The organism is Sulfitobacter sp. (genome assembly GCF_039977885.1).
Lineage (GTDB): Bacteria > Pseudomonadota > Alphaproteobacteria > Rhodobacterales > Rhodobacteraceae > Sulfitobacter.
Map to the genome: position 1 here is coordinate 26,888 of NZ_JBDWCI010000018.1, position 21,064 is coordinate 47,951.

Consider the following 21,064-nt stretch of genomic DNA (forward strand, 5'->3'; position numbering starts at 1 on the left):
ATTATATCGCCTTCAAATCGCGGGCAAAGCGCACCGCATTCTGTTGATAGTGCTCTGCACTTCGGCTGAGCCCTGCAATTGCCTTGGCGTCCAGCTCGCGCACCACTTTACCCGGCACGCCCATCACAAGGCTGCCGTCAGGGATGACTTTATTCTCGGTAATCAATGCCCCTGCCCCGATCAGACAGTTTTTTCCGATCTTGGCACCGTTCAGTATTGTCGCGCCCATGCCAATCAACGTGTTGTCGCCAATCGTGCAGCCGTGCAGCATTACTTTGTGACCGATGGTGCAATTCACGCCAATCGTCAGCGGGTAACCGGGGTCCGTATGACACACACAGTTTTCCTGCACATTCGATCCCGCGCCTACGGAAATCAGCTCATTATCGCCGCGCAGGGTGCAGCCGAACCAGATAGATGATTTGTCGGCAAGTGACACATTGCCAATGACATTGGCATCATGTGCAATCCATGCGCTGTCGCTAATTTGCGGTGCCTTATCGCCAAGCGCGTAGATGGTCATTTCAGATCCTCGAACTGCGCTTGCAGCTTGCGGGCGATATCGCTCAGCTGTGGCTGCTGCGTCCGCTTGAGCCGTTCTGCGGCAATGATGGTTTTGAGTTTTTCTTCGGTTGCGTCAAGATCATCATTTACCAACACATAATCATAGCCGTCCCAATGGCTGATCTCGTCCCAACTTTTCTGCATGCGCTTGGCAATCGTTTTCTCGTCGTCCTGACCGCGGCTGACCAACCGGCGGTGCAGCTCTGCGATTGACGGCGGCAGGATGAAAATCGACAATGTATATAGGCCCAAGGGCGAGTTGCGGATCTGTTGGGCCCCCTGCCAGTCGATATCGAACAACACATCGCGACCCGCGTTGATGCCTTTTTCTACCGGTCCTTTGGGTGATCCATAGAAGTTGCCAAACACATGGGCATGTTCAAGCATTTCGCCCTCACCCACCCATTTGCGAAAATCGTCTTCGGTGACGAACAGATAATCCTTGCCGTCCACTTCCCCTTCGCGCGGGGCGCGGGTGGTGGCCGATACAGAAAAGCTTAGCGTGTCGTCCCATTTCATCAGCCGCTTGGCCAAAGTGGATTTACCCGCGCCTGAAGGCGAGGAAAGAATAATCAAAAGGCCGCGCCGGTCGTTCATTGTTCACTCCACATTCTGCACCTGCTCACGCAGTTGGTCTATCACCGCTTTGAGCGCCAGTCCCACGCGCGTCAATTCGCTGTTTTGCGCCTTTGAGCACAGCGTATTGGCCTCGCGGTTGAACTCCTGCATCAGAAAATCCAGTTTTCGCCCGATTGGGCCCTCTTGGCTTAGCAATGCTGTGGCAGCCTCGACATGCGCGTGTAGCCGGTCGATTTCTTCGGTTATATCGGATTTAACTGCAATCAGCGCAAGCTCGGCCGCGATCCGGTCAGGATCAATTTCCTCGGCTGTTTCAAGCACGAGAGCAAGGTTGCGCTTTAGCGTTTCAGCGGCCTGAAGGCTGCGGGCCTGTGCCAATTGGGTCGCCTCCGTTGTCAGCGCACTGATCTGGGCAAGCTGATCGCGCATCACGGCCTCCAATGCGGCCCCTTCGGCGGCGCGCATGGCCTCGAAAGCGGCGAGCACTGTGTCAAACTCTGCCAACAGAGCTTTTGCAAGTGCATCATTGTCATCCTCGACCACGGCCTGTTCAAGAACGCCGCGCATGGTGACGATATCGGTGGCTTTGGACGGCGCAAGCGACACGCCCGCATCCATGGCCGCCGTTTCAATCTGGCCCAAAGCGGCAAGTACGGTCGCAAGCTGCGCCTCGTTTACGGCCAAGGTGCCGGCACCAGCGCCGTCCTCACGGATGACCCTTAGGCCAAGCGCCACATTGCCCCGTGCCAGCGCTGCATTCAGCCGCGCCCGCAAATTCGCTTCGAGCCCGGGGATCCAGTCGGGCACCCGGATGCGCAGGTCCAATCCTTTGCCGTTCACTGCGCGAAGTTCCCAGCTCCAGCTGTGAGGGGCCATATTGCCTGACTGGGCGGCAAAGCCCGTCATGGATTTGATCATATCTACCCCTTCGCACCATTGGCCTGTCCTGTATGCGTGGATAGGTTTTTTTCCCCGTGACCCGCAAGCCCCCGACTGCATATCGATGGAAGACAATTAAGTTTAGAGAAAGGGATCAAGCATTGTTACGGCTGAAACGACATTAACCGATATGACTAAAATGTGACCCGCAGGGGCCAAGTTTTGCTTTATATGAGTCAAATACACAGCATCTCGCAGAAGGCGTGGTGCAGCTGATCGGGCGTTTGCCCCAACAGCCACGCGGAAAACCGCCACCTCAGCCCACAAAACCGATCAAGACGGGAGCTTTCATGGACAACTCGATAAAAAATTCGCAGACTATTATTTCAATGTCTGATTACCAACCTCACAGCGGATATGCCCCACTGTCGCTTGTCGAAGCCTATTGGGATGCCCTGCGGGGTGTGCGCGAAATGCCCAAACGCGCAGAGATTGATCCGCGCGGCATCGAGAGCGCGCTGGAAAACGCCTTTATCCTGGAGCGTATCGCACCTGGCGTTGCCCGTCTGCGCATTGCTGGCAAACACTTGCATGACGTAATGGGAATGGAAGCCCGCGGTATGCCTATCACCGCTTTCTTTGAGCGCGAAGAACGCACACGTGTTGCAGGTGTCCTTGAGGAGGTTTTCCAAACGCCGGCCACCGCAGAGTTACGAATGAGATCACCCTCAAGTCTTGGACAGCCCGAGCTAGAGGCGCGTATGATCTTATTGCCGCTCAAAAGCGATTTGGGTGACATCAGCCGTATCTTGGGTTGTTTGGTGGTAACAGGCGATTTGGGCAACACACCACGCCGGTTTGACGTAGCTGAAGTGAGCACACAGCGCTTGGGCAAAGGTCCGGCCAAGACCAAAGAGCTTCACGTGGCTGAAAAGGCACCACAGGAATTTGCGGAGCAAAAGGCGATGTTCACCCGCCCGCAATCAACGCCCATCGCCGAGACTGCTAAAAAACGGCCCCCTTACCTGCGGTTGGTCGAGCCGGAAGAGTAAATCGCTCCGAGCGATCCAGCACATCAAAGGCACCTAAAAACAAAAGGCAGAGCGTTTCCGCTCTGCCTTTTTCATCTTCATGGGCGCAGCAATTAGCCTGCGGCCTGAATGCCCGAATTGGCACGGCGTGCTGTAAGTTCCTCAGCGACCAAGAATGCCAGTTCCAGCGATTGGCTCGCGTTGAGACGCGGATCGCAGGCAGTGTGATAGCGATCTGACAAGTCTTCGTCAGATACCGCACGCACGCCACCGGTACATTCGGTCACATCCTGACCTGTCATCTCGAAATGAACACCACCCGGGATTGTCCCCTCGGCGGCGTGAACGCCAAAGAATTCGCGCACTTCGCGTAGAACGCTTTCAAACGGGCGGGTCTTATAGCCTGAAGAGGATTTAATCGTGTTGCCATGCATAGCATCACAGGTCCAAACCACGTTGGCCCCTTCTTCTTTTACGGCCTTGACCAGACGCGGCAGGTGATCACCCACCGAACCGGCACCAAAGCGCGAAATCAATGTCAGGCGCCCTTCTTCGTTGTCAGGGTTCAATTTTGCCATCAGCTTTTTCAGGTCATCGACTTCCATCGACGGGCCGCATTTCAAACCGATCGGGTTTTGAACGCCGGACAGGAATTCAACATGCGCACCGTCAGGCTGACGCGTACGATCGCCGATCCACAACATGTGGCCCGAACCAGCCAGCCACTTACCGGTTTCCGCTTCTTGGCGGCACAGTGCTTCTTCGTATTCCAGAAGCAGGGATTCGTGGCTGGTGTAGAATTCAACTGATTGCAGCGTATGTGCTGTGTCCGATGTCACACCAGCCGCCGCCATGAAATCAAGCGAGTCCGAAATGCGGTTGGCCACATCGCGGTATTTCGCGGCTTTTTCACCATCGGTGAAACCAAGGGTCCAGCCGTGTACCTGATGCACGTCCGCATAGCCGCCTGTGGAAAAGGCGCGCAGCAGATTAAGCGTGGCTGCTGCCTGCGTGTAGGCGCGCATCATGTTGTCAGGGTTCGGAATGCGGGCTTCGGGTGTGAAGGCCAGATCGTTGATGATGTCGCCACGGTAGCTGGGCAGCTCGACACCATCCACCGTTTCGGTATTGGCCGAACGGGGTTTGGCGAATTGGCCTGCCATACGGCCTACTTTGATCACCGGCACTTTGGCACCATAGGTCAGTACCACTGCCATCTGAAGCATGACCTTGAACGTGTCGCGGATCATGTCCGAGCTGAACTGCTCAAAGCTTTCGGCGCAATCGCCGCCTTGCAGCAAAAATGCTTCTCCGCGCCCTGCTGCAGCCAGATGCTTGCGCAGGCGCCGTGCTTCACCGGCAAATACCAAAAGTGGATATCGGGCGAGCTGTTCTTCGACTGCGTTCAATGCGGCCTGATCAGGGTAATCGGGCATTTGAATCCGTGGCGCCGCGCGCCAGCTTGATTTGGTCCAGGAAGTCATTTCTCTCGCTCCGGTCGTTGGCGAATTGCGCAAAATGTTGGCGCAAACGCTGGGTCAGAAGGCTTCTATACAAAACATGAGCCTGAGTGGCCATAACAGATTTGACGGCTTGACGCGGCATTTGTCCTCATGCCTAGTACCGCATCTGTAATATTGAAACGCCTGCCCTGTGAGTGTCCGCACAATGGTGACTACCCCATCCGTACAACGCATTCCCCAAAACAATGAAAAGGCGCGTAAATTTGTCTTTGTCCTGTTGGATAATTTCAGTTTGCTCTGCTTTGCGACCGCCATTGAAAGCCTACGGATTGCCAACCGGATGGCAGGCCGGACAATTTATGAATGGGAACTGGTTGGTGAAGGCGGTGAGCAGGCAGTTTGCTCTGCGGGCACAGTGTTCAAACTTGACGCGGATTTAGGCGATTTGGGCCGTGATGATACGTTGTTTCTTTGCGCGGGGATCGACGTGCAGGCGGCCACCACCAAAAAGATCCTGTCGTGGTTGCGCCGTGAGGCCCGCAAGGGGATTTTGATCGGGGGCCTGTGTACCGGTGCTTATACGTTGGCAAAGGCAGGTCTTTTGGATGGCAAACGGGCGACGATCCATTGGGAAAATCAGGACAGCTTTGAAGAGGAATTCGACGAGGTTGTACTAACCAAGTCTGTCTTTGTGGTCGAATCCAACCGGATGACCACTGCGGGCGGGACCTCGTCGATTGATTTGATGCTTAAAATCATTGCCGATGATCAGGGTGAAGATCTTGCCAATGCGGTGGCGGACCAGCTGATTTATAACTCGATCCGTACGGATCAGGACACACAGCGTTTGTCAGTGCCCACCCGCATCGGCGTGCGCCATCCCAAGCTTAGTCAGGTGATCCAGATTATGGAAACCAATATCGAAGAGCCGATAAGCCCGTCGATACTGGCCCGCGATGTGGGCATGTCCACGCGCCAGCTGGAACGGCTGTTCCGGCGCTACCTGAACCGCAGCCCAAAGCGGTATTATATGGAACTGCGTCTGCAAAAGGCGCGCAATCTGTTGATGCAAACCGATATGAGTGTGATCAACGTGGCGCTGGCCTGTGGATTTGCGTCGCCGTCACATTTCTCCAAATGCTACCGCGCACATTATGATACGACCCCTTACCGCGAACGTGGCAGCCATGCTGCGCGCCTATCTCCCTGAGGGAATGAGAATGGGCAGCATTGCTGTATTGTCCGGTGATCCGACCCAACCCCAGGCGCACGCGCTGCTTGAGGCCAGTCATGCTCTGATGGGATCGCTTTTCCCGCAGGAAGCTAATCATTTTCTATCCATCGACAGGCTTACGGCGCCAGATATCGGGTTCTTTATCGCCCAAGACAAGGATGACGTGCTGGGCTGTGTGGCCTTGGCCGATTGCGGCACCTACGGAGAGGTGAAATCGATGTTTGTTGATCCTGCCGCACGCGGGCGCGGTGTGGGCGATGCGCTTTTGCGTCATCTGGTAGATGTGGCACGGGCCCGAAAACTGCCGCGACTGTGTCTGGAGACAGGTACACCGGGGCTGGAGGCGGCGCATCGCTTGTATCTGCGGCACGGCTTCAAGGATTGCGCCGCCTTCGGGGACTACGAAGACGGTGCGCCCTTTAGCCGTTATATGGCACGCGCCCTTTAACGCCCTTTGAACAACCCGCCCAGAATGCCGCGTACGATGCGGCGGCCTGTTGTGCCTTTGAGTTCTTTGATCACGACATTGGCGATTGCACCGCCGATCCCCTGCCCCGCGGCTGTGCGGCTGCTGGTTCGACGTGTTGTCGTGCTTGACCCTTTGCCCGCATAGCGCCGCGCCTGTTTGAATTCGCGCAAGGATGGTGTGTCGGCCGTGGCAGCCTTGGCCGCTTTTGCCTCTGCTTCGGCTTGCTCGATTGCGGCCTCCGCGGCTTCTGCCTCGGCGGCGGCTTGTTCGGCGCGTTTGTGCAGCATCTCAAAGGCGCTTTCACGGTCCAGCGGGCTTTCGTATTTTCCCGCCATGGGGGACGCCGCCATGATCTCTTTACGCTGTGCCCCGGTGATCGGGCCAAGCTGCGAGGAAGGCGGGCGTATCAATGTACGTTCAACGATACCCGGCACGCCCTTGGGTTGCAGCATCGAAGTCACGGCCTCGCCTACGCCAACCTCCCGGATCGCATCTTCGGTACTGAAGGAGGGGTTCTCGCGGTAAGTCTGCGCAGCCATCCGCAGCTCTTTCTGGTCCTTGGCAGTGAAAGCGCGCAGGGCGTGTTGTACGCGGTTCCCAAGCTGGCCGAGGATGTCTTCGGGCACATCCGCCGGATTTTGGGTAATGAAATAGACGCCGACACCTTTTGAACGGATCAGTCGCGCAACCTGTTCGACCTTATCGATCAGCGCTTTGGGCGCGTCATCAAACAACAGATGCGCTTCGTCAAAGAAGAACACCAGCTTTGGTTTATCAGGGTCGCCGACCTCGGGCAGTTCTTCGAATAGTTCGGACAGCAGCCACAGCAGGAAGGTCGCGTAAAGCTTGGGAGCCCCCATAAGCTGATCTGACGCCAGAATGTTGATCATCCCGCGCCCTTGGTCATCGGTCCGCATCAGGTCGGAAAGCGCCAGCGCGGGCTCACCAAACAACTTTGCACCGCCCTGATTTTCCAATACCAGCAAACGCCGCTGGATCGCCCCGATTGATGAGCTGGAAACATTGCCGTAACGCAAGGATAGATCCTTGGCATTCTCGCCGATCCAGACCAACAGAGCCTGCAGGTCTTTGAGGTCAAGTAGTGGCATACCGTCTTCATCGGCCACGCGGAACGCAATGTTGAGGATCCCTTCCTGAGCTTCAGTCAGCCCCAGAAGTTGCCCCAGCAGCAGTGGCCCCATCTCTGATATCGTGGTGCGCACGGGGTGGCCCTGTTCGCCGAAGAGGTCCCAAAAGGTGACGGGAAAGGCTTCATAGGTGAAATCGTCAAATCCGATTTTTGTGGCGCGCTCGGTAAAGGCACCGTGCAGCTTGTGGGCGGGATCGCCTGCGGCGGCCAGACCGCTCAGGTCGCCTTTGACGTCCGACAGGAACACAGGCACACCAGCCTTGGCAAATCCTTCGGCCATGATCTGCAAGGTCACGGTTTTACCGGTACCCGTGGCCCCCGCCACCAGCCCATGCCGGTTTGCATATTTCAGCGATAGATATTGTTGCGTACTATAATCAGGCCCGCCGCCACCGATAAAAAGATCAGAACCCACAATGACGTCTCCTGTAATACTTGCTTAACCGCACCTTCCGGAGCGGCCCGGGCCAGCATACTTACTTAACCTGTTTGCGCCATAGTGAATTTATCGGTTCCTTGATGTCCTTGAGGTGCCGATACTTCCTCCCTGTCAGACTTGCCGTACCTTCGGGTACGGCTTTTTTACGCCCGCATCCTATTACCGAAGAGTTTTCCGGATTTCCGGTTGACCGATTGTATGGGCTTGCATATCGTGTCGATAATAAGTCGGCAAAGTCCGGCAGGGAGTTACCATCTATAAAAAAGAGAGCGTTCTTCGCTCTCTTTTTTTATTTTCCCATGGTCCGCAACGACGTAGCTATGCATCAGCGGAAAAATGCAAATTCATGAAGCGACTTGCGCGCAATCCCCCTGACATCTGTGCATCAGGGTGTTAAGTCGGTTCAACTGCAATCAAACGACGGATTTCACATGACCCATTCTTCACCAGTTTTAACGTTTTGTGCTGCGTTGGCGCTTTTATCCCCAGTAGCGGTTTTCGCGCAATCGACCACTTCGGGCGATTTGACTGTGGCGCCTGCTGACGCGGACAAACCGGCCGACGCGGCCAAACCAACCATCGAAGACCAGCTGAGCCTTGGCGAAGATGCTCAAAGTGCCGTTGGCGCCCCCTATACCCGCGAAGAAGTCGGTGCATGGGAAATTCGCTGTATTCGTGTGGAAGAAGGCGAAGAGCCTTGCCAGATGTACCAGCTTCTGGATGACGGTGAAGGTTCGCCAGTGGCAGAAGTATCCATGTTCCGCCTACCCGACGGCGGCAAAGCTGTTGCAGGTGCGACTGTGATTGTACCGCTCGAGACAGCGCTGCCAAACCAGTTGACCATGTCCATCGACGGTGGTCAGGCCCGCCGTTATCCTTATGCGTTCTGCAACGCTGTAGGCTGTTACGCGCGTCTGGGCCTTACGGCCGATGACGTGACTGCATTCAAACGTGGGGCCAATGCGACGCTCACAATCGTTCCCGCGCTTGCGCTTGACCAGAAGGTTGAGCTGAACCTGTCGTTGGACGGCTTCACCGCCTCCTTTGATAAAGCAACCATCGTTACCTCACCTTAAGTGCGATCTTGTTCGAATGCGAAAGGCCGCTCCGATCCGGAGCGGCCTTTTTTGTTGCAAAGAGTTAAAATCGAGCTGCTTGGTTAAATTCGGCGCAGGGCAAGAACCGCGTTCATACCGCCAAAGGCGAAGGCATTACTGAGCGCCACCTCAACCGATGCCTCACGGGCCGTATTTGGCACGACATCCAGCGCGCATTCGGGGTCAGGTTCAATATATCCGATCGTCGGCGCGACGACCCCGTCCTTCAAGGCCATGATACAGGCCAGCAACTCCACAGCGCCCGTGCCGCCGATCAGATGGCCGTGCATGGATTTGGTCGAGCTGATCATCAATCTGTCAGCATGGCTGCCAAAGACATCTTTGACAGCAGCACATTCGGTTTTGTCATTGGCGGCCGTGCCCGTGCCATGGGCGTTGATGTAGCCCACGTCGGACGGATCAATCTTTGCGTCGCGCAATGCCCCCGCCATGGCACGTGCCGCGCCTTCCTTGGAGGGCATCACGATGTCTGATGCATCCGAGGTCATGGCAAAGCCCGCAACTTCGCACAGGATCTGCGCGCCGCGCGCACGTGCGTGGTCAAGCTCTTCGAATAGAAACACGCCCGCGCCCTCACCCTGAACCATCCCGTTGCGGTTGGCCGAAAACGGGCGGCAGGCATCTTTGGACATCACGCGCAGCCCTTCCCACGCCTTGATCCCGCCAAAGCACAACATGGATTCAGAACCGCCTGTTACCATTGCTTTTGCCATCCCCGAGCGGATCATGGAAAATGCTTGTGCCATGGCATGGTTTGAAGAGGCGCAGGCCGTGGACACGGTAAAGGACGGGCCTTTGAGGTTCCATTCCATGCTCACATGGCTGGCGGCCGCGTTATTCATCAGTTTGGGGACCACGAAAGGATGCACGCGGTTTTTACCCTCCGCATAGACCGTTCGGTAGTTGTCATCCCACGTACTCACCCCGCCGCCGGCCGTGCCCAGTACCACACCGCTGGTTTCGGCCAATTTCCCGTCAAAGATAAGCCCGGACTGGTCTATCGCCTGCCGGGCCGCAGCAAGGGTGAACTGGGTAAACCGGTCATAAAGCGACAGTTGCTGTCGGCTATAGCGGCCTTCGCTTTCAAACCCTTTGACCTGTCCGCCGATCTGTATCTGGAGCCGGTCGAGATCGCGGATATCCAGTGGACCGATCCCGCAAGCGCCTTCTCGCATGGCGGCAAAAGTCTCGGGCATGGAATGGCCCAGCGGGTTGACCGTTCCGGCACCGGTAATAACAACGCGTTTCATTCAGGTTGTTGCTCGGCCTGAAGCCGTTCAATCCCTGCGACAATGCTGGCCACTGTGCTGATGTCAAAATCGGACTCGGTCGGCTTATTGGCATTGAAGGGCACGGTAATATCAAAGGCTTCTTCAATGGCAAAGATGCTTTCGACCAAACCAAGACTGTCTATACCAAGGCTTTCCAGCGTGCTGTCCATCGTCACATCCTCTGGCTCTAGCAGGGCCTGTTCTGCGATGATGGTGATGACCTGATCTTTGACGCTCATGGGGTGGTTCCTTTGCGGCTGTCCTCGGGCAAGACTTAGGCATCCTTACCGGTTTTGAAAACTGCCTTTTTCAGCTCTGCAACCTCGCGGAGCAGGCGCGGCAGGCGGCGTAGTGATTTATATTGTTCAATCTGCTTGTCCATCTGCGTGCCAGGGTAGCCCAACATGGCGCGTCCTGCTGGGACATTAGAGAGCAGTTTCGTACCGCCCCCCGCAACAACGCCGTCACCGATGGATATATTATCCCCCACGCCGCATTGCCCGCCCAGCACGACATTATCCCCGATGGTCACGGACCCCGCGACCCCGACTAAACCGCACAGCAGGCAATTTTTCCCGACCACGACATTATGCCCCAGATGCACCAGATTATCGAGTTTGCTACCGTGGCCCACATAGGTGTCGCGGATGGTGCCGGAATCGATGGTGGCGTTCATCCCGATCTCCACATCGTCGCCAATCCTGACCGAACCGAGCGTGTGAATCCGGGCCCACTCTTGCGCCTGTGCGTCGCCTTGATGGCCCAGACTGTGGCGGATGGTTTCGACCGGATTGGGCTCCGGCGTAACAAAGGAAAACCCGTCGCCGCCAATGCGCGCGCCGGCCTGTGCGATAAAACGTTCACCGATGGTGACACGCGCACCGATGCTAACGGCCTCGCGCAGATAGGCACGCGGGCCAAGGGTGGCGTCCGCGCCAATAAAACACTGCGGTCCAATCACACTGCCCGCACCGATTTTTGCACCTTTGGAAATCACGGCAAGCGGGCCAACGCTCACCCCCTCGCCCAGCTCTGCTTGGGGGGCGATGACAGCACTTGGATGAATTCCTGCTGCAAACCCCTGCCCGGGGTCAAGCATTCTGGTCAGCCCTGACATGGCATAACGCGGACGTGGTGCGATGATTCCAGCCTCCAGTCCCAACGCCTGCCAGTCGGCCCCCTCCCACAGGATTGCCGCACGGGCCTGTCCTTGGTCCAGATCATCAGCGTATTTCGGAGACATAGCCAGCGCCAGGTCCTGCGCTGTGGCGCTGGCGGGTTCAGCTGCGCGGGCGATTGAAATACCAATGGCGCCAAAGGCTTTTGCCCCCAGCGCCACTGCAATCTCTTTAACGGTATAGCTCATGTCGCGCTCCTTGGAGGTTGCGCGCAGATTTACCCCTGAACGCCACCGACTTCTACCCCTGCCTTTTGCAGGGCGTTCCAGATCTTTGCGTCACGACCATAGATGTCGCGGCGGAAATTCATATTGCCCCGCGCATCGGTAAAGGCGGTGCGGTAGATGATGTGCACCGGCACAGGTGTTTCCAGATTCACGCGGGCTTCACGGCCTGTGTTCAGCTTGGATTTGAAAAAGCCCATTGGATCGGCTTCCTGCTTGGACAGAAGGGTCTCGGCAAATTCGAAAGGTTCGCTCAGCCGGACACAGCCGTGGCTAAAGGCGCGCACTTCGCGGCCAAACAGGCTTTTTGCCGGCGTGTCATGAAGGTAAATATTATATTTGTTGGGAAACATGAATTTCACCAATCCCAGCGCATTGGTGCTGCTGGGCGGTTGGCGCATGGCAAAGGGGAAATTCCGCGCCGTATATTTCGCGAAATTGGTAGCACCGCGGTTGATCTTGCGGCCTTTACGGTCGGTAATCTCGATATGGCTGACCGCATTTCGGTTGTTGCGCAGCGCGGGCAAATATTCATTCACGACGATCGAGCGCGGCACATACCAGCTGGGGTTGATGACCATATGGGTCATCGTATCGGAAAACTCGGGCGTGGGGCGGTCTTCTTTATTGGCACCCACCACTGAACGCGTCTCGAATGTGACGTGGCCGTGATCAAGCACTTTTGCGGTGAAGTCCGGGATGTTCACCAGAATATGGCGATCGCCACGCTCTTTGTTGAGCCAACGCTCGCGTTCCAATGCCACCAATACCAGCTTGAGGCGTGTGGCAATGGTTTGATTTAGCTCCTTAATGGTGCTTTCACCCGCGCTGCCGTCAATTTCAAGACCATGCGCCTTCTGGAAGGCTTTGACGGCCTCAACCATGGCCGCGTCATAGGTTTTGGCGTTCGAGCGCGCCAGATAGCCCATGGACATCAGCCGGTTGCGCAGGGTCAGCACCGCAGGGCCCGATGCCCCGGGTTTGAGCGACGAGGCATTTACCGTCGGGCCCCAACCGCCATTTTGCTGCTGTTCCTGCAACAGCATTTTCTGTTTCATCAGCGCGCTATATTCCACTGTGCGCGGTGCCAGCCCGCGCAGATAAGCAGCCGGTTGCGACGACAGGAACCCTGAAATCAATTCTGCACGGTCGGTGTATTCAACTTCGCGTTTGATTGCATCCACGACCTGTGAGGGGATCAACGCGCCGCTTTGGATATCGCGGGCGTATTGCAGATACATGCGCGTCATCTCGACCTCGATCAGACCCAGATCGCGAGCTGAACGTGCGGCTTTCATCTGGCGTTCAAGCGCCGCCACATCATAGCGGCTTACCGGCAAACCGTGGTCTCCCGCGCGGCTTAGCGCGTCAAACAGCGCGGAGCGGCGGGCCGCATGCAGATCGCTATTGCCGGTCCAGATGCCTTCAAAATTATGATCACGGTAAAACTTGGCAATCACATCGTCGCGTGATCCGGTTTCGGCCACAGCCTGTTTGAAGGCGGTGAGCTGTGCCTGAGCCGGTGACGGAGCAGAAGAAAAAATTACGCCAAGCGCCAAAGCGCACGCAATTGCCTTTGGTGCATTTAGTAAACTCAAATACTGGCGCATGAAAAAACTCTCCGAAGATCTCTAGGTTTCGGAAAACTATTCATAATTTTGGGCCGGTAAGTCCACTCACATTCGCGCCACTCCTAGAGGAAACGTATTGATCTGTGTTTTTTTGACACAAGATATCGTTGTTTGCCTCATCAACGGTCACCAAATGCGCAAAAATTTGCCTAAAATTCCCCTGATAACGTAACGCGGGGATTCACCCCTTGGTTCCGAAATTCCTCTATGCAATACATGTAGTGCATCTGGGGAGATGAATTAACGCCTGTGTAACATCACAGGCACATTGGCAGAATCCACAGGCAAGCCAGCTTTATTGGCAAGGACGGGACAATTAGTATGACGGTTAATTCCACCTCAGGTATGACGCGGCGCGGCCTATTGGGCGCATTCGCAGCAACAGCACTCACCGCAGCCCCTACATACGGAAATGCAGCAGGCTTCCTGCGCGGTGGCGGTGATATCCGCCGTATCAAGATGTATTCCGGCCGTACGGGCGAACGGATCGACATGATCTATTGGATCGAGGGCGATTACATCCGCGACGCCGTGAAAGAAGTGAATTATTTCATGCGCGACTGGCGCACCAATGACACCGTAAAAATGGATCTGCGCACGATCGACATTATGGCCGCCGCCCATAACCTGATGGATGTGGATGAACCCTATATGTTGCTGTCAGGCTACCGTAGCCCGAAAACCAATGCGATGCTGCGCTCCCGCTCGCGCGGGGTGGCCAAGAACTCCCTGCATATGAAAGGCCAAGCGGCCGATTTGCGCCTCAGCTCGCGCTCGGTATCGCAAATGGCCAAGGCGGCGGCCGTTTGTCGTGGCGGCGGTGTTGGCCGCTACTCCGGCTCCAACTTTGTACATATGGATTGTGGCACCGTCCGCACATGGGGCAGCTAAACCGCCCTATTCTTCAAATGTCCCAAATCAAAAATAAACGCCCCATCGGGGCGTTTTTCTTTGTGTGCAAGGTTGTTATTCCTGCGTTTCGTCCGGTTTATCCGCCTTAAAGCCGATGGCGACCACGAATTTTTCCGAACTGTCCTGCCTGCTCGACGGTGGCTTGTAGTTGGCCACTTTGCGGAAGCGCTTTTTGAGCAATTGCTGCAACTCACCCTCGGCACCGCCTGCCAGAACCTTGGCGACAAAAGTGCCGCCCTCATCCAACACGTCAAACGCGAAATAGGCAGCAGCCTCACACAGCGCGATAATCCGGTTGTGGTCTGTCTGCTTGTGCCCTGATGAGGCAGCCGCCATATCCGACATCACGACATCCGCATTCCCGCCCAGCCATTCCTTGACCTTGAGGTCGGCATCATCTTCCATGAAATCAAGCTGGTGGATCTCACAGCCCGCGATGGGCTCCATCTCTTGAAGGTCAATGGCCAGAATCGTGCCCTTCGCCTTACCGCTTTTTTCGCCAAGGATGTTGGAACGCTTGACCGCCACCTGGCACCAGCCGCCAGGTGCCGCACCCAAATCAACGATCCGCGCGCCAGGCACGAGGAAGCGGTATTTATCGTCCAGCTCCATGATCTTGAACGCCGCGCGCCCGCGATAACCTTCGGCCTTGGCCCGTTTTACATAAGGATCGTTTAACTGCCGCTGCAACCAGCGGGTCGAGCTAAGCTTGCGGCCGCGCGCCGATTTCACCTTAACTTTCAGATCGCGCTGTCCGCGGCCTGATGTGTTCTTTCCTGTCGGCGTCTTGCCCATCAGAATGTTCCTTCTTCAAGCACGCCATCCGCGCTCATTTGTGCATAAAGTAGCCCCTCGCGCAGACCACGGTCGGCCACGCTGAGCCTGTCCGTCGGCCAGCAACGCATCAGTGCCTGCAAAATTGCAGCCCCAGACATGATCAACGCCGAGCGGTCGTGCCCGATACAGGGATCGGCCCGCCTGCCCTCTGGCCCCATCGCCAGATATTTGTGGATCACCTTATCAATCTGCGTGCTCGTCATATGCATCCCGTCCACTTTGGTCCGGTCATAGCGGCGCAGGCCTAGATGGCTTGCCGCTACAGTAGTGACTGTACCAGAGGTGCCGACAATCTGGAACCGCTCTTGCGGTTGTGCGGATTGATAGGGGGTGAAATCGGTCAGGTTTTCTTCAAAGAACCAGCTCATCAAGGCAAAGCGCGCTGCGTCATCCTCAACATCGGAAAATTGATCCCGCAATGTGGCCACGCCCAAGGGCACGCTGATCCAGTCGACCACACGCGCCGCGGGTATATCTGTCTTTGCCTGCACAAACCCGCCGTGCAGCCGCATGATGGATTGCGCGCGGTCCTTTTTGGGCACTTTCGAGATATCGATCCACACCAGCTCGGTCGAGCCGCCGCCAATATCCACAACCAGCAGGTTCTCTGTCTTCGGACTGACCAGCGGCGCACAAGATATTACAGCCAGCTGCGCCTCCTGTTCGGGAGCGATGATATCAAGGCGAAGCCCGGTTTCGCGGGTGACACGGCGCATGAAGTCAGAACCGTTCAGCGCACGGCGGCAGGCTTCGGTGGCCACAAGGCGCATCCGCTTGACCTTGTTACGCCGCAGCTTTTGCTGACAAATACGAAGCGCTTGTATGGTGCGCGTCATTGATCCGCGCGACAATCGCCCGGTTTTCTCGAGCCCTGCGCCAAGTTGCACAGACTTCGAGAAACTGTCCACCACATGAAACCCCCCGCCTTCGGGGCGGGCGATCAACATGCGACAGCTATTTGTGCCCAGATCAAGGGCCGCATATAGGTCGTTCGATCTGGACGAAACTGGCGCGGGGCTCAGAACCGTCGATATGTTTCGTTCGAGCGCGCCCGCACCTTTGGAGCGCTTTGGCGCCATGGGTTGCGCCTTTCATTACGAGTTGTAACATTGATACGTCTTGTGGTGCCCGCGCGCAAGCGCCCTCGGTCACGATTGCGCGGGAATTTAATGCACCTCACCAAGATCATGCAGCGAATGACGGGCCCTGCCCCTCGTGACACGAGGCGCAATGCGCTAACCATAGGTCGCGGATGAGACGGCTTGTGTCGAAAACGACAATCGGTCGATGTGGACCATCCGCTAGAGATGAAGTGGCGCAAAAGTGCAAAGACAGGAATCGTAGATGGCAGATGTAGTAATCGTGTATTGGCGGGATATCCCGGCGCAAGTCATTGTCGGCAAAGGCAGACGTGGCCAGAAACGCATCCTGCCAGAACGTTTCGAACAGGCCATTGATCGTGCTGCCATGAAGGTCGGTGCCGGTGATACGGATGCGTATCTTGCCGAGTGGCGCAAGGCAGATGCCTATACTGTCGAAGGCGAAGATGCCGCGGTTGCCGATGCTGAAGCCGCGCGCATTGATGCGGAATACGACCGCGAGCGTATCAAGGCACTTATTGCAAATGACGGCTGGGCCTGACGCCCTTCATGACAGTTAAAGGAGCCGCCACATGGCACTGTTGAACTTCCGCAAAAAAGACGATGACGCTGTCGGCGTGAACCCCAAAGTCGAAAGCTTTCTTCAGGATTTCTCGATCGAGGTAATGCCACGCACAGCCGAGAAGGTCGAAGATTTCCGCGCGCTGCTGCCTGCGGGGACGCGGGTCTATATCGCCCACATCGAAGGCACCCCGATCGAGGATATGGTCGCGACCGCGCGGCGCCTTGCAGGCGACGGCTTTGCCGTTATGCCGCATTTTCCCGCCCGCATCATCAAAGACAAGGCCACGCTGGCCGACTGGATCGCACGCTATCAGGGTGAAGCGGATGTAAAACAGGCGCTGTTGCTGGCGGGTGGTGTTGCCGCGCCGCATGGGGATTTCTCTGACAGTATGCAGTTGATGGAAACAGGGCTATTTGATCAGGCGGGGTTCGAGCGTTTGCATGTGGCCGGACACCCCGAAGGCAATCGCGACATTGACGCCACCGGCACAGCCAATGTTGATGCCGCGCTGCGCTGGAAGAATGATTTCCAAACCCGAACAGATGCGAAAATGGCCATCGCCACGCAGTTTGCGTTTGAAGCCACGCCGATCATTGATTGGGCCGACAGTCTGGTAGAGGCGGGCATCACCCTCCCCGTTCATATCGGCATCGCCGGTCCGGCCAAGCTGCAAACGCTGATCAAATTCGCCATCGCCTGCGGCGTGGGGCCATCGCTAAAGGTATTGCAAAAGCGAGCGATGGATGTGACCAAGCTGCTTCTCCCCTATGAACCAACAGATATCTTGACCGAGCTGGCCGCACATAAGGCCGCCAATCCCGAATTTAACATCAGCCATGTGCATTTCTTTCCGCTTGGCGGGATCAAAACCAATGCCACATGGGCCCAAAACAATGGCGGCGATTCTGCCGTTCCTGCATCCGCCTAAAGGACTGACCAATGACCAGAACGATCGTCGAATCCAAAACAAAAACTGCCATTATCGGCTTTGACCAGCCCTTCTGCGTCATCGGGGAACGGATCAACCCTACAGGCCGCAAAATCTTGGCCGAAGAGCTGGAGCGTGGTGATTTTTCCCGCGTTGAGGCCGATGCCATCGCGCAGGTTGCCGCAGGTGCCAACATCCTCGACGTAAACTCGGGCGCTGTTTTCTCGAATAAAATGGCCGAAGACCCACGTTATGCCGACAACAACTTTGTCGAGCCGATGCTGATGCCCGAGATGATCAAACGTGTTCAGGCCGTGACCGATTGCCCGATCTGCATCGACAGCTCTGTGCCCGGCGCGTTGGAGAACGGTCTGGAGGCCTGCGAAGGCCGCCCGCTACTCAACTCGGTGACCGGTGAAGAAGAGCGTCTGGAGCTGGTTCTGCCCCTGGTCAAGAAATACAATGTGCCGGTTGTCGCGATTTCGAACGATGACACAGGTATTTCCGAAGACCCTGACGTACGTTTCGCTGTGGCCAAAAAGATTGTTGAGCGCGCCGCCGATTTCGGGATCCCCGCCCATGACATCGTGGTGGATCCACTGGTCATGCCTATTGGCGCGATGGCAACAGCGGGCCATCAGGTCTTTACCCTTGTACGCCGTTTGCGTGAAGAGTTGGGCGTAAACACCACCTGCGGTGCCTCCAACATCAGCTTTGGCCTGCCCAACCGTCATGGCATCAACAACGCGTTTCTGCCTATGGCCATGGGTGCCGGCATGACATCCGCAATCATGAATCCCGTTGCCCTACCCGTCAACGCCAAGAAAATTGCCGCAAAAAAAGAAGAGCTTGCAGCCCTTGGTTTGATCTTGCCCGAAGGCATGGACGACGAGACATTTGTGAACCTGTTTGGCATGGGATCAACCCTGCCCAAGCCCGGCAAAGAAATGGAAGCGATCCGCGCGGCGAACTTCCTGTTTGACCGTGACCCGCACGGTGGCGACTGGATCAACTTCAACAAGGTCGCTCCAAAAGCAGGTCAGGAAGGGCGCGGCCGCGCAGGCCGTACCGGTGGCCGCCGCCGGAAGTGAATAAAGGGTTAAGAGTGGCGATTAGGTTAATGTTTTAGTTTGCTTTTTTCTCTCTTGCCAATTCTTGAATGTTAGCTTCCGCCATGCGTGATCCTGCTGGATCGCTCATGGCGGTTGCACATCACTTGCACAAGTTGTTGATCACAGGGACAAACGCTGGACATGTCGGCCTGCGCCTGTTTGTCTCGATTGTATTCCCGCCACGCCGGCCGGGGGGCTATCGGGATCGGAAGTGACATGTCATCAAATGAAAATATGGGTTTCATTGCGATCGCAACGGATGTGACCGTGGTTAAACGCGCTATGCGGATTGCATTGATCGTAGGCACCGTTCTTGCCGTGATCAATCAGGGCGACAAACTGCTGGCGGGCCAACTGGATTTCGGCATGGCGATACGTATCATCCTGACCTACTGCGTCCCTTACAGCGTTTCGACTTATTCTTCGTATCTTGCGGTGAAGGATAATATCCAGCGTACCGCCCGACAGGATAACGCCTGATCGCGCAGCAAATGCCACTTGCACGCCTGTTTTCGAGATGTGCTCACAGATAACTTATTGGATAAAACGGTGACTTCGTCACATAAGTCTTGAAACGCTCCCGTTAGGGATGCGGGCAAGCGCCCTGAAGTGAGGTCACCAATATGCCAGAGGATAACCCCTCCCATCCGACAAGGCGCCTGTTTATGACAGGCGGCGTTGTTGCCGTCGCAGCGGGAGGGCTGTTTGTCGCGAATTGGTTCAACGTCTTTGCAGATACCTCAGGCGGCGACCGGCTGACCGTGACCGAAGCCCACCGCCAAGCAGAGGCAGGGCAGATTTACCTGATTGATATTCGTCGCCCCGATGAATGGAAACGAACCGGAATCGCAGCACCTGCATTGCCGCTGGATATGCGGCGCAAGGATTTCGAGGAGATGCTCCAATCGTTGCTTGCCAGTGGCGGGGACAAGCCCGTCGCATTGATCTGTGCGCGTGGGGTCCGTTCTGCTCATATGGATAAACGCCTGCGTGCAAACGGTTTTACCAGTATCATCGACGTACCAGAGGGGATGCTTGGTTCGGGTGCAGGGCCTGGGTACCTCAAGGAAAATCTGCCTTTGCGTGCTGCAACTGTCATGGAACTTGCCGGAAAGGTCGCATGGCTCTGAGCGAATGGAACAGGAAATTTAATGAACCAGAATTCTTTGAAATCGGTCGTCCTTGTGGGCGGTGGGCATACGCATGCGCTTGTTTTGAACGCTCTTAAGGATGCGCCCCTTGCTGGTGCCCATGTGACGGTGATCAACCCGGGCTCGACCGCGCCCTATTCCGGCATGTTGCCCGGTTTCGTGGCCGGGCACTACACGCGGGAAGAGTTGGATATTGATCTGGCGGCGTTGACGGCAAAGGTCGGAGCGACATTGATCGACGGGCGCGCGGTTTCGATGGATCCACAGCAGCGCAAAATCGGTCTGGAGGACGGCAGGACGCTTTCCTATGATCTGGCGTCGGTTGATGTGGGGATTACCTCACGGATGGACGGGCTTGCCGGTTTTGTAGAACACGGCGTTCCGGCCAAGCCATTGGCCGATTTTTCCGCGAAATGGGACAGTTTCCGCAGCTCTGCAGGTATCAAACATGTGGCAGTCATCGGCGGCGGTATTGCCGGAGCCGAGCTGGCTATGGCCATGGCCTTTGCCCTGCGCAACCATGCAGGCCCGGTATCGGTCAAACTGTTGGACCGCAGCCAAATCCTGTCCGCCAATAGCGCGAAAGCCCAAGCCCGCGTGCGTCGTGCGCTTGGCGAAAACGGCGTTGAGGTACTGGAGGGCATTGGCGTGGCTGCAGTTACCGCCAATGGCGTGACCTTGGCGGATGGCCGTTCGCTTGATGCGAATTTTATCGTAGGGGCAGCGGGGGCCACGCCGCATGGCTGGATCGCGGATACCGGCCTCGACCTGAAAGATGGGTTTATTGCTGTGGATCAATCGCTTGAGAGTAGTTCTTCGGGTGTTTTTGCAGTGGGTGATTGCGCTCATATGACCTATAATCCCCGCCCCAAGGCGGGGGTATACGCAGTACGTCAGGCGCCTGTGTTGCTACGCAATCTGCGCAATGCCTTGGCAGGCGCGCCGCTGAGCCACTATGACCCGCAAGCGGATTACCTCAAGCTGGTGTCGCTGGGCGGCAAACGGGCCTTTGGTGAAAAGATGGGGATCGGGTTGGCTGGTTCCTTGGTCTGGCGTCTGAAGGACAAGATTGACCGCGATTTCATGAAGCAGTTTTAAGCAATCAGAGCTTTCTCAGGGTCAACTTGTCATCCTTCATTTGCTGTGGCACAGAAATGCACCTGTGACCCTCATGGCTTCAAGGCGCTGCAAGTCGCCCCAAGGACAGTGCGGGCACCTGCCAATGCTGC

General features: G+C 56.4%; 22 protein-coding genes. 11 read left to right on the forward strand and 11 right to left on the reverse strand.

Annotated features, from left to right (window positions below):
* Nucleotide 1: 1 nt before the first annotated feature.
* The 3 genes from ABJM03_RS12325 to ABJM03_RS12335 are packed head-to-tail and all read right to left on the reverse strand — an operon-like array spanning nucleotide 2 to nucleotide 2,061.
* Nucleotides 2-523 carry a gamma carbonic anhydrase family protein gene (locus ABJM03_RS12325; RefSeq protein ID WP_348417909.1) on the reverse strand — a complete coding sequence of 174 codons (522 nt, stop codon included), beginning with the start codon at nucleotides 521-523 and terminating at the stop codon, nucleotides 2-4.
* The gene (gene gmk, locus ABJM03_RS12330) at nucleotides 520-1,161 is read right to left on the reverse strand and encodes a guanylate kinase (RefSeq protein WP_348417912.1); all 642 of its coding nucleotides are present in this window, start codon (nucleotides 1,159-1,161) and stop codon (nucleotides 520-522) included. Before gmk ends, ABJM03_RS12325 begins: the two co-directional genes overlap by 4 nt.
* Before the next feature lie 3 nt (nucleotides 1,162-1,164).
* The gene (locus ABJM03_RS12335) at nucleotides 1,165-2,061 is read right to left on the reverse strand and encodes a YicC/YloC family endoribonuclease (RefSeq protein WP_348417914.1); all 897 of its coding nucleotides are present in this window, start codon (nucleotides 2,059-2,061) and stop codon (nucleotides 1,165-1,167) included.
* Between the two features lie 350 nt (nucleotides 2,062-2,411).
* On the opposite strand from ABJM03_RS12335, the gene ABJM03_RS12340 reads away from it, so the two are divergent.
* Nucleotides 2,412-3,074, forward strand: coding sequence for a PAS domain-containing protein (locus ABJM03_RS12340; protein ID WP_348417916.1), 663 nt, complete (start codon nucleotides 2,412-2,414; stop codon nucleotides 3,072-3,074).
* A gap of 92 nt (nucleotides 3,075-3,166) precedes the next feature.
* Here ABJM03_RS12340 and ABJM03_RS12345 read toward each other — a convergent pair whose 3' ends face one another.
* A complete protein-coding gene (locus ABJM03_RS12345; protein ID WP_348417918.1) occupies nucleotides 3,167-4,537 on the reverse strand; it encodes a 3-deoxy-7-phosphoheptulonate synthase class II in 1,371 nt (456 codons plus the stop codon).
* Between the two features lie 184 nt (nucleotides 4,538-4,721).
* Here ABJM03_RS12345 and ABJM03_RS12350 point away from each other — a divergent pair, with 184 nt between their 5' ends.
* Both ABJM03_RS12350 and ABJM03_RS12355 read left to right on the forward strand, forming a co-directional pair.
* Complete coding sequence (locus tag ABJM03_RS12350) at nucleotides 4,722-5,726, forward strand: GlxA family transcriptional regulator (protein WP_348417920.1); 1,005 nt, start codon at nucleotides 4,722-4,724, stop codon at nucleotides 5,724-5,726.
* Nucleotides 5,727-5,736: 10 nt separating this feature from the next.
* On the forward strand, nucleotides 5,737-6,198 hold the full coding sequence (locus ABJM03_RS12355) for a GNAT family N-acetyltransferase (RefSeq protein WP_348417921.1): 462 nt from the start codon (nucleotides 5,737-5,739) through the stop codon (nucleotides 6,196-6,198).
* On the opposite strand, the gene ABJM03_RS12360 is transcribed toward ABJM03_RS12355, so the two are convergent.
* Complete coding sequence (locus tag ABJM03_RS12360; RefSeq protein WP_348417923.1) at nucleotides 6,195-7,784, reverse strand: helicase HerA-like domain-containing protein; 1,590 nt, start codon at nucleotides 7,782-7,784, stop codon at nucleotides 6,195-6,197. The genes ABJM03_RS12355 and ABJM03_RS12360 overlap by 4 nt on opposite strands.
* Before the next feature lie 455 nt (nucleotides 7,785-8,239).
* On the opposite strand from ABJM03_RS12360, the gene ABJM03_RS12365 reads away from it, so the two are divergent.
* Nucleotides 8,240-8,884, forward strand: a complete 645-nt coding sequence (locus tag ABJM03_RS12365; RefSeq protein WP_348417925.1) for an invasion associated locus B family protein — start codon at nucleotides 8,240-8,242, stop codon at nucleotides 8,882-8,884.
* Between the two features lie 83 nt (nucleotides 8,885-8,967).
* Here ABJM03_RS12365 and ABJM03_RS12370 read toward each other — a convergent pair whose 3' ends face one another.
* Genes ABJM03_RS12370 through ABJM03_RS12385 form a run of 4 tightly spaced genes read right to left on the reverse strand, consistent with a single transcriptional unit; the run spans nucleotide 8,968 to nucleotide 13,209 of the window.
* Nucleotides 8,968-10,176: a beta-ketoacyl-[acyl-carrier-protein] synthase family protein gene (locus ABJM03_RS12370; RefSeq protein ID WP_348417927.1), complete on the reverse strand. Its 1,209-nt coding sequence runs from the start codon at nucleotides 10,174-10,176 to the stop codon at nucleotides 8,968-8,970.
* On the reverse strand, nucleotides 10,173-10,436 hold the full coding sequence (locus ABJM03_RS12375) for an acyl carrier protein (protein WP_348417930.1): 264 nt from the start codon (nucleotides 10,434-10,436) through the stop codon (nucleotides 10,173-10,175). Before ABJM03_RS12375 ends, ABJM03_RS12370 begins: the two co-directional genes overlap by 4 nt.
* Before the next feature lie 35 nt (nucleotides 10,437-10,471).
* Nucleotides 10,472-11,563: a UDP-3-O-(3-hydroxymyristoyl)glucosamine N-acyltransferase gene (gene lpxD / locus ABJM03_RS12380; protein ID WP_348417932.1), complete on the reverse strand. Its 1,092-nt coding sequence runs from the start codon at nucleotides 11,561-11,563 to the stop codon at nucleotides 10,472-10,474.
* Between the two features lie 29 nt (nucleotides 11,564-11,592).
* Nucleotides 11,593-13,209 carry a L,D-transpeptidase family protein gene (locus tag ABJM03_RS12385; RefSeq protein ID WP_348417934.1) on the reverse strand — a complete coding sequence of 539 codons (1,617 nt, stop codon included), beginning with the start codon at nucleotides 13,207-13,209 and terminating at the stop codon, nucleotides 11,593-11,595.
* Between the two features lie 342 nt (nucleotides 13,210-13,551).
* Here ABJM03_RS12385 and ABJM03_RS12390 point away from each other — a divergent pair, with 342 nt between their 5' ends.
* Complete coding sequence (locus ABJM03_RS12390; protein ID WP_348417936.1) at nucleotides 13,552-14,121, forward strand: DUF882 domain-containing protein; 570 nt, start codon at nucleotides 13,552-13,554, stop codon at nucleotides 14,119-14,121.
* Between the two features lie 75 nt (nucleotides 14,122-14,196).
* On the opposite strand, the gene ABJM03_RS12395 is transcribed toward ABJM03_RS12390, so the two are convergent.
* A complete protein-coding gene (locus tag ABJM03_RS12395; RefSeq protein WP_348417938.1) occupies nucleotides 14,197-14,937 on the reverse strand; it encodes an RlmE family RNA methyltransferase in 741 nt (246 codons plus the stop codon).
* A complete protein-coding gene (locus ABJM03_RS12400) occupies nucleotides 14,937-16,058 on the reverse strand; it encodes a Ppx/GppA phosphatase family protein (protein ID WP_348417940.1) in 1,122 nt (373 codons plus the stop codon). The genes ABJM03_RS12395 and ABJM03_RS12400 overlap by 1 nt, the downstream gene beginning before the upstream one ends.
* A gap of 265 nt (nucleotides 16,059-16,323) precedes the next feature.
* Here ABJM03_RS12400 and ABJM03_RS12405 point away from each other — a divergent pair, with 265 nt between their 5' ends.
* The 6 genes from ABJM03_RS12405 (at nucleotide 16,324) to ABJM03_RS12430 (ending at nucleotide 20,933) form a co-directional block, all read left to right on the forward strand.
* On the forward strand, nucleotides 16,324-16,620 hold the full coding sequence (locus tag ABJM03_RS12405) for a virulence factor (RefSeq protein WP_348417941.1): 297 nt from the start codon (nucleotides 16,324-16,326) through the stop codon (nucleotides 16,618-16,620).
* 31 nt (nucleotides 16,621-16,651) lie between these two features.
* Nucleotides 16,652-17,572 (forward strand): methylenetetrahydrofolate reductase, encoded by a 921-nt coding sequence (locus ABJM03_RS12410; protein WP_348417943.1) that lies wholly within the window; start codon nucleotides 16,652-16,654, stop codon nucleotides 17,570-17,572.
* 11 nt (nucleotides 17,573-17,583) lie between these two features.
* The gene (locus ABJM03_RS12415; RefSeq protein ID WP_348417945.1) at nucleotides 17,584-18,663 is read left to right on the forward strand and encodes a methyltetrahydrofolate cobalamin methyltransferase; all 1,080 of its coding nucleotides are present in this window, start codon (nucleotides 17,584-17,586) and stop codon (nucleotides 18,661-18,663) included.
* A gap of 237 nt (nucleotides 18,664-18,900) precedes the next feature.
* Nucleotides 18,901-19,164 (forward strand): nitrate/nitrite transporter NrtS, encoded by a 264-nt coding sequence (gene nrtS, locus ABJM03_RS12420; protein ID WP_348417947.1) that lies wholly within the window; start codon nucleotides 18,901-18,903, stop codon nucleotides 19,162-19,164.
* Nucleotides 19,165-19,349: 185 nt separating this feature from the next.
* Entirely contained in the window at nucleotides 19,350-19,814 is a 465-nt protein-coding gene (locus ABJM03_RS12425) for a rhodanese-like domain-containing protein (protein WP_348417949.1), read from the forward strand.
* Nucleotides 19,815-19,835: 21 nt separating this feature from the next.
* Nucleotides 19,836-20,933 carry an FAD-dependent oxidoreductase gene (locus tag ABJM03_RS12430; RefSeq protein ID WP_348417950.1) on the forward strand — a complete coding sequence of 366 codons (1,098 nt, stop codon included), beginning with the start codon at nucleotides 19,836-19,838 and terminating at the stop codon, nucleotides 20,931-20,933.
* Nucleotides 20,934-21,064 lie beyond the last annotated feature (131 nt).

Excerpts from the sequence above, each read along its gene's own strand:
- ABJM03_RS12340 (WP_348417916.1), top strand. The coding sequence starts at position 2,412 with ATGTCTGATTACCAACCTCACAGCGGATATGCCCCACTGTCGCTTGTC.
- nrtS (WP_348417947.1), top strand. The coding sequence starts at position 18,901 with ATGTCATCAAATGAAAATATGGGTTTCATTGCGATCGCAACGGATGTG.
- ABJM03_RS12370 (WP_348417927.1), bottom strand. The coding sequence starts at position 10,176 with ATGAAACGCGTTGTTATTACCGGTGCCGGAACGGTCAACCCGCTGGGC.
- ABJM03_RS12335 (WP_348417914.1), bottom strand. The coding sequence starts at position 2,061 with ATGATCAAATCCATGACGGGCTTTGCCGCCCAGTCAGGCAATATGGCC.
- ABJM03_RS12430 (WP_348417950.1), top strand. The coding sequence starts at position 19,836 with ATGAACCAGAATTCTTTGAAATCGGTCGTCCTTGTGGGCGGTGGGCAT.
- ABJM03_RS12425 (WP_348417949.1), top strand. The coding sequence starts at position 19,350 with ATGACAGGCGGCGTTGTTGCCGTCGCAGCGGGAGGGCTGTTTGTCGCG.
- ABJM03_RS12400 (WP_348417940.1), bottom strand. The coding sequence starts at position 16,058 with ATGGCGCCAAAGCGCTCCAAAGGTGCGGGCGCGCTCGAACGAAACATA.
- ABJM03_RS12365 (WP_348417925.1), top strand. The coding sequence starts at position 8,240 with ATGACCCATTCTTCACCAGTTTTAACGTTTTGTGCTGCGTTGGCGCTT.
- ABJM03_RS12410 (WP_348417943.1), top strand. The coding sequence starts at position 16,652 with ATGGCACTGTTGAACTTCCGCAAAAAAGACGATGACGCTGTCGGCGTG.
- ABJM03_RS12375 (WP_348417930.1), bottom strand. The coding sequence starts at position 10,436 with ATGAGCGTCAAAGATCAGGTCATCACCATCATCGCAGAACAGGCCCTG.
- ABJM03_RS12415 (WP_348417945.1), top strand. The coding sequence starts at position 17,584 with ATGACCAGAACGATCGTCGAATCCAAAACAAAAACTGCCATTATCGGC.
- ABJM03_RS12405 (WP_348417941.1), top strand. The coding sequence starts at position 16,324 with ATGGCAGATGTAGTAATCGTGTATTGGCGGGATATCCCGGCGCAAGTC.
- ABJM03_RS12355 (WP_348417921.1), top strand. The coding sequence starts at position 5,737 with ATGGGCAGCATTGCTGTATTGTCCGGTGATCCGACCCAACCCCAGGCG.
- ABJM03_RS12325 (WP_348417909.1), bottom strand. The coding sequence starts at position 523 with ATGACCATCTACGCGCTTGGCGATAAGGCACCGCAAATTAGCGACAGC.
- ABJM03_RS12385 (WP_348417934.1), bottom strand. The coding sequence starts at position 13,209 with ATGCGCCAGTATTTGAGTTTACTAAATGCACCAAAGGCAATTGCGTGC.
- ABJM03_RS12345 (WP_348417918.1), bottom strand. The coding sequence starts at position 4,537 with ATGACTTCCTGGACCAAATCAAGCTGGCGCGCGGCGCCACGGATTCAA.
- lpxD (WP_348417932.1), bottom strand. The coding sequence starts at position 11,563 with ATGAGCTATACCGTTAAAGAGATTGCAGTGGCGCTGGGGGCAAAAGCC.
- ABJM03_RS12350 (WP_348417920.1), top strand. The coding sequence starts at position 4,722 with ATGGTGACTACCCCATCCGTACAACGCATTCCCCAAAACAATGAAAAG.
- ABJM03_RS12395 (WP_348417938.1), bottom strand. The coding sequence starts at position 14,937 with ATGGGCAAGACGCCGACAGGAAAGAACACATCAGGCCGCGGACAGCGC.
- ABJM03_RS12390 (WP_348417936.1), top strand. The coding sequence starts at position 13,552 with ATGACGGTTAATTCCACCTCAGGTATGACGCGGCGCGGCCTATTGGGC.
- gmk (WP_348417912.1), bottom strand. The coding sequence starts at position 1,161 with ATGAACGACCGGCGCGGCCTTTTGATTATTCTTTCCTCGCCTTCAGGC.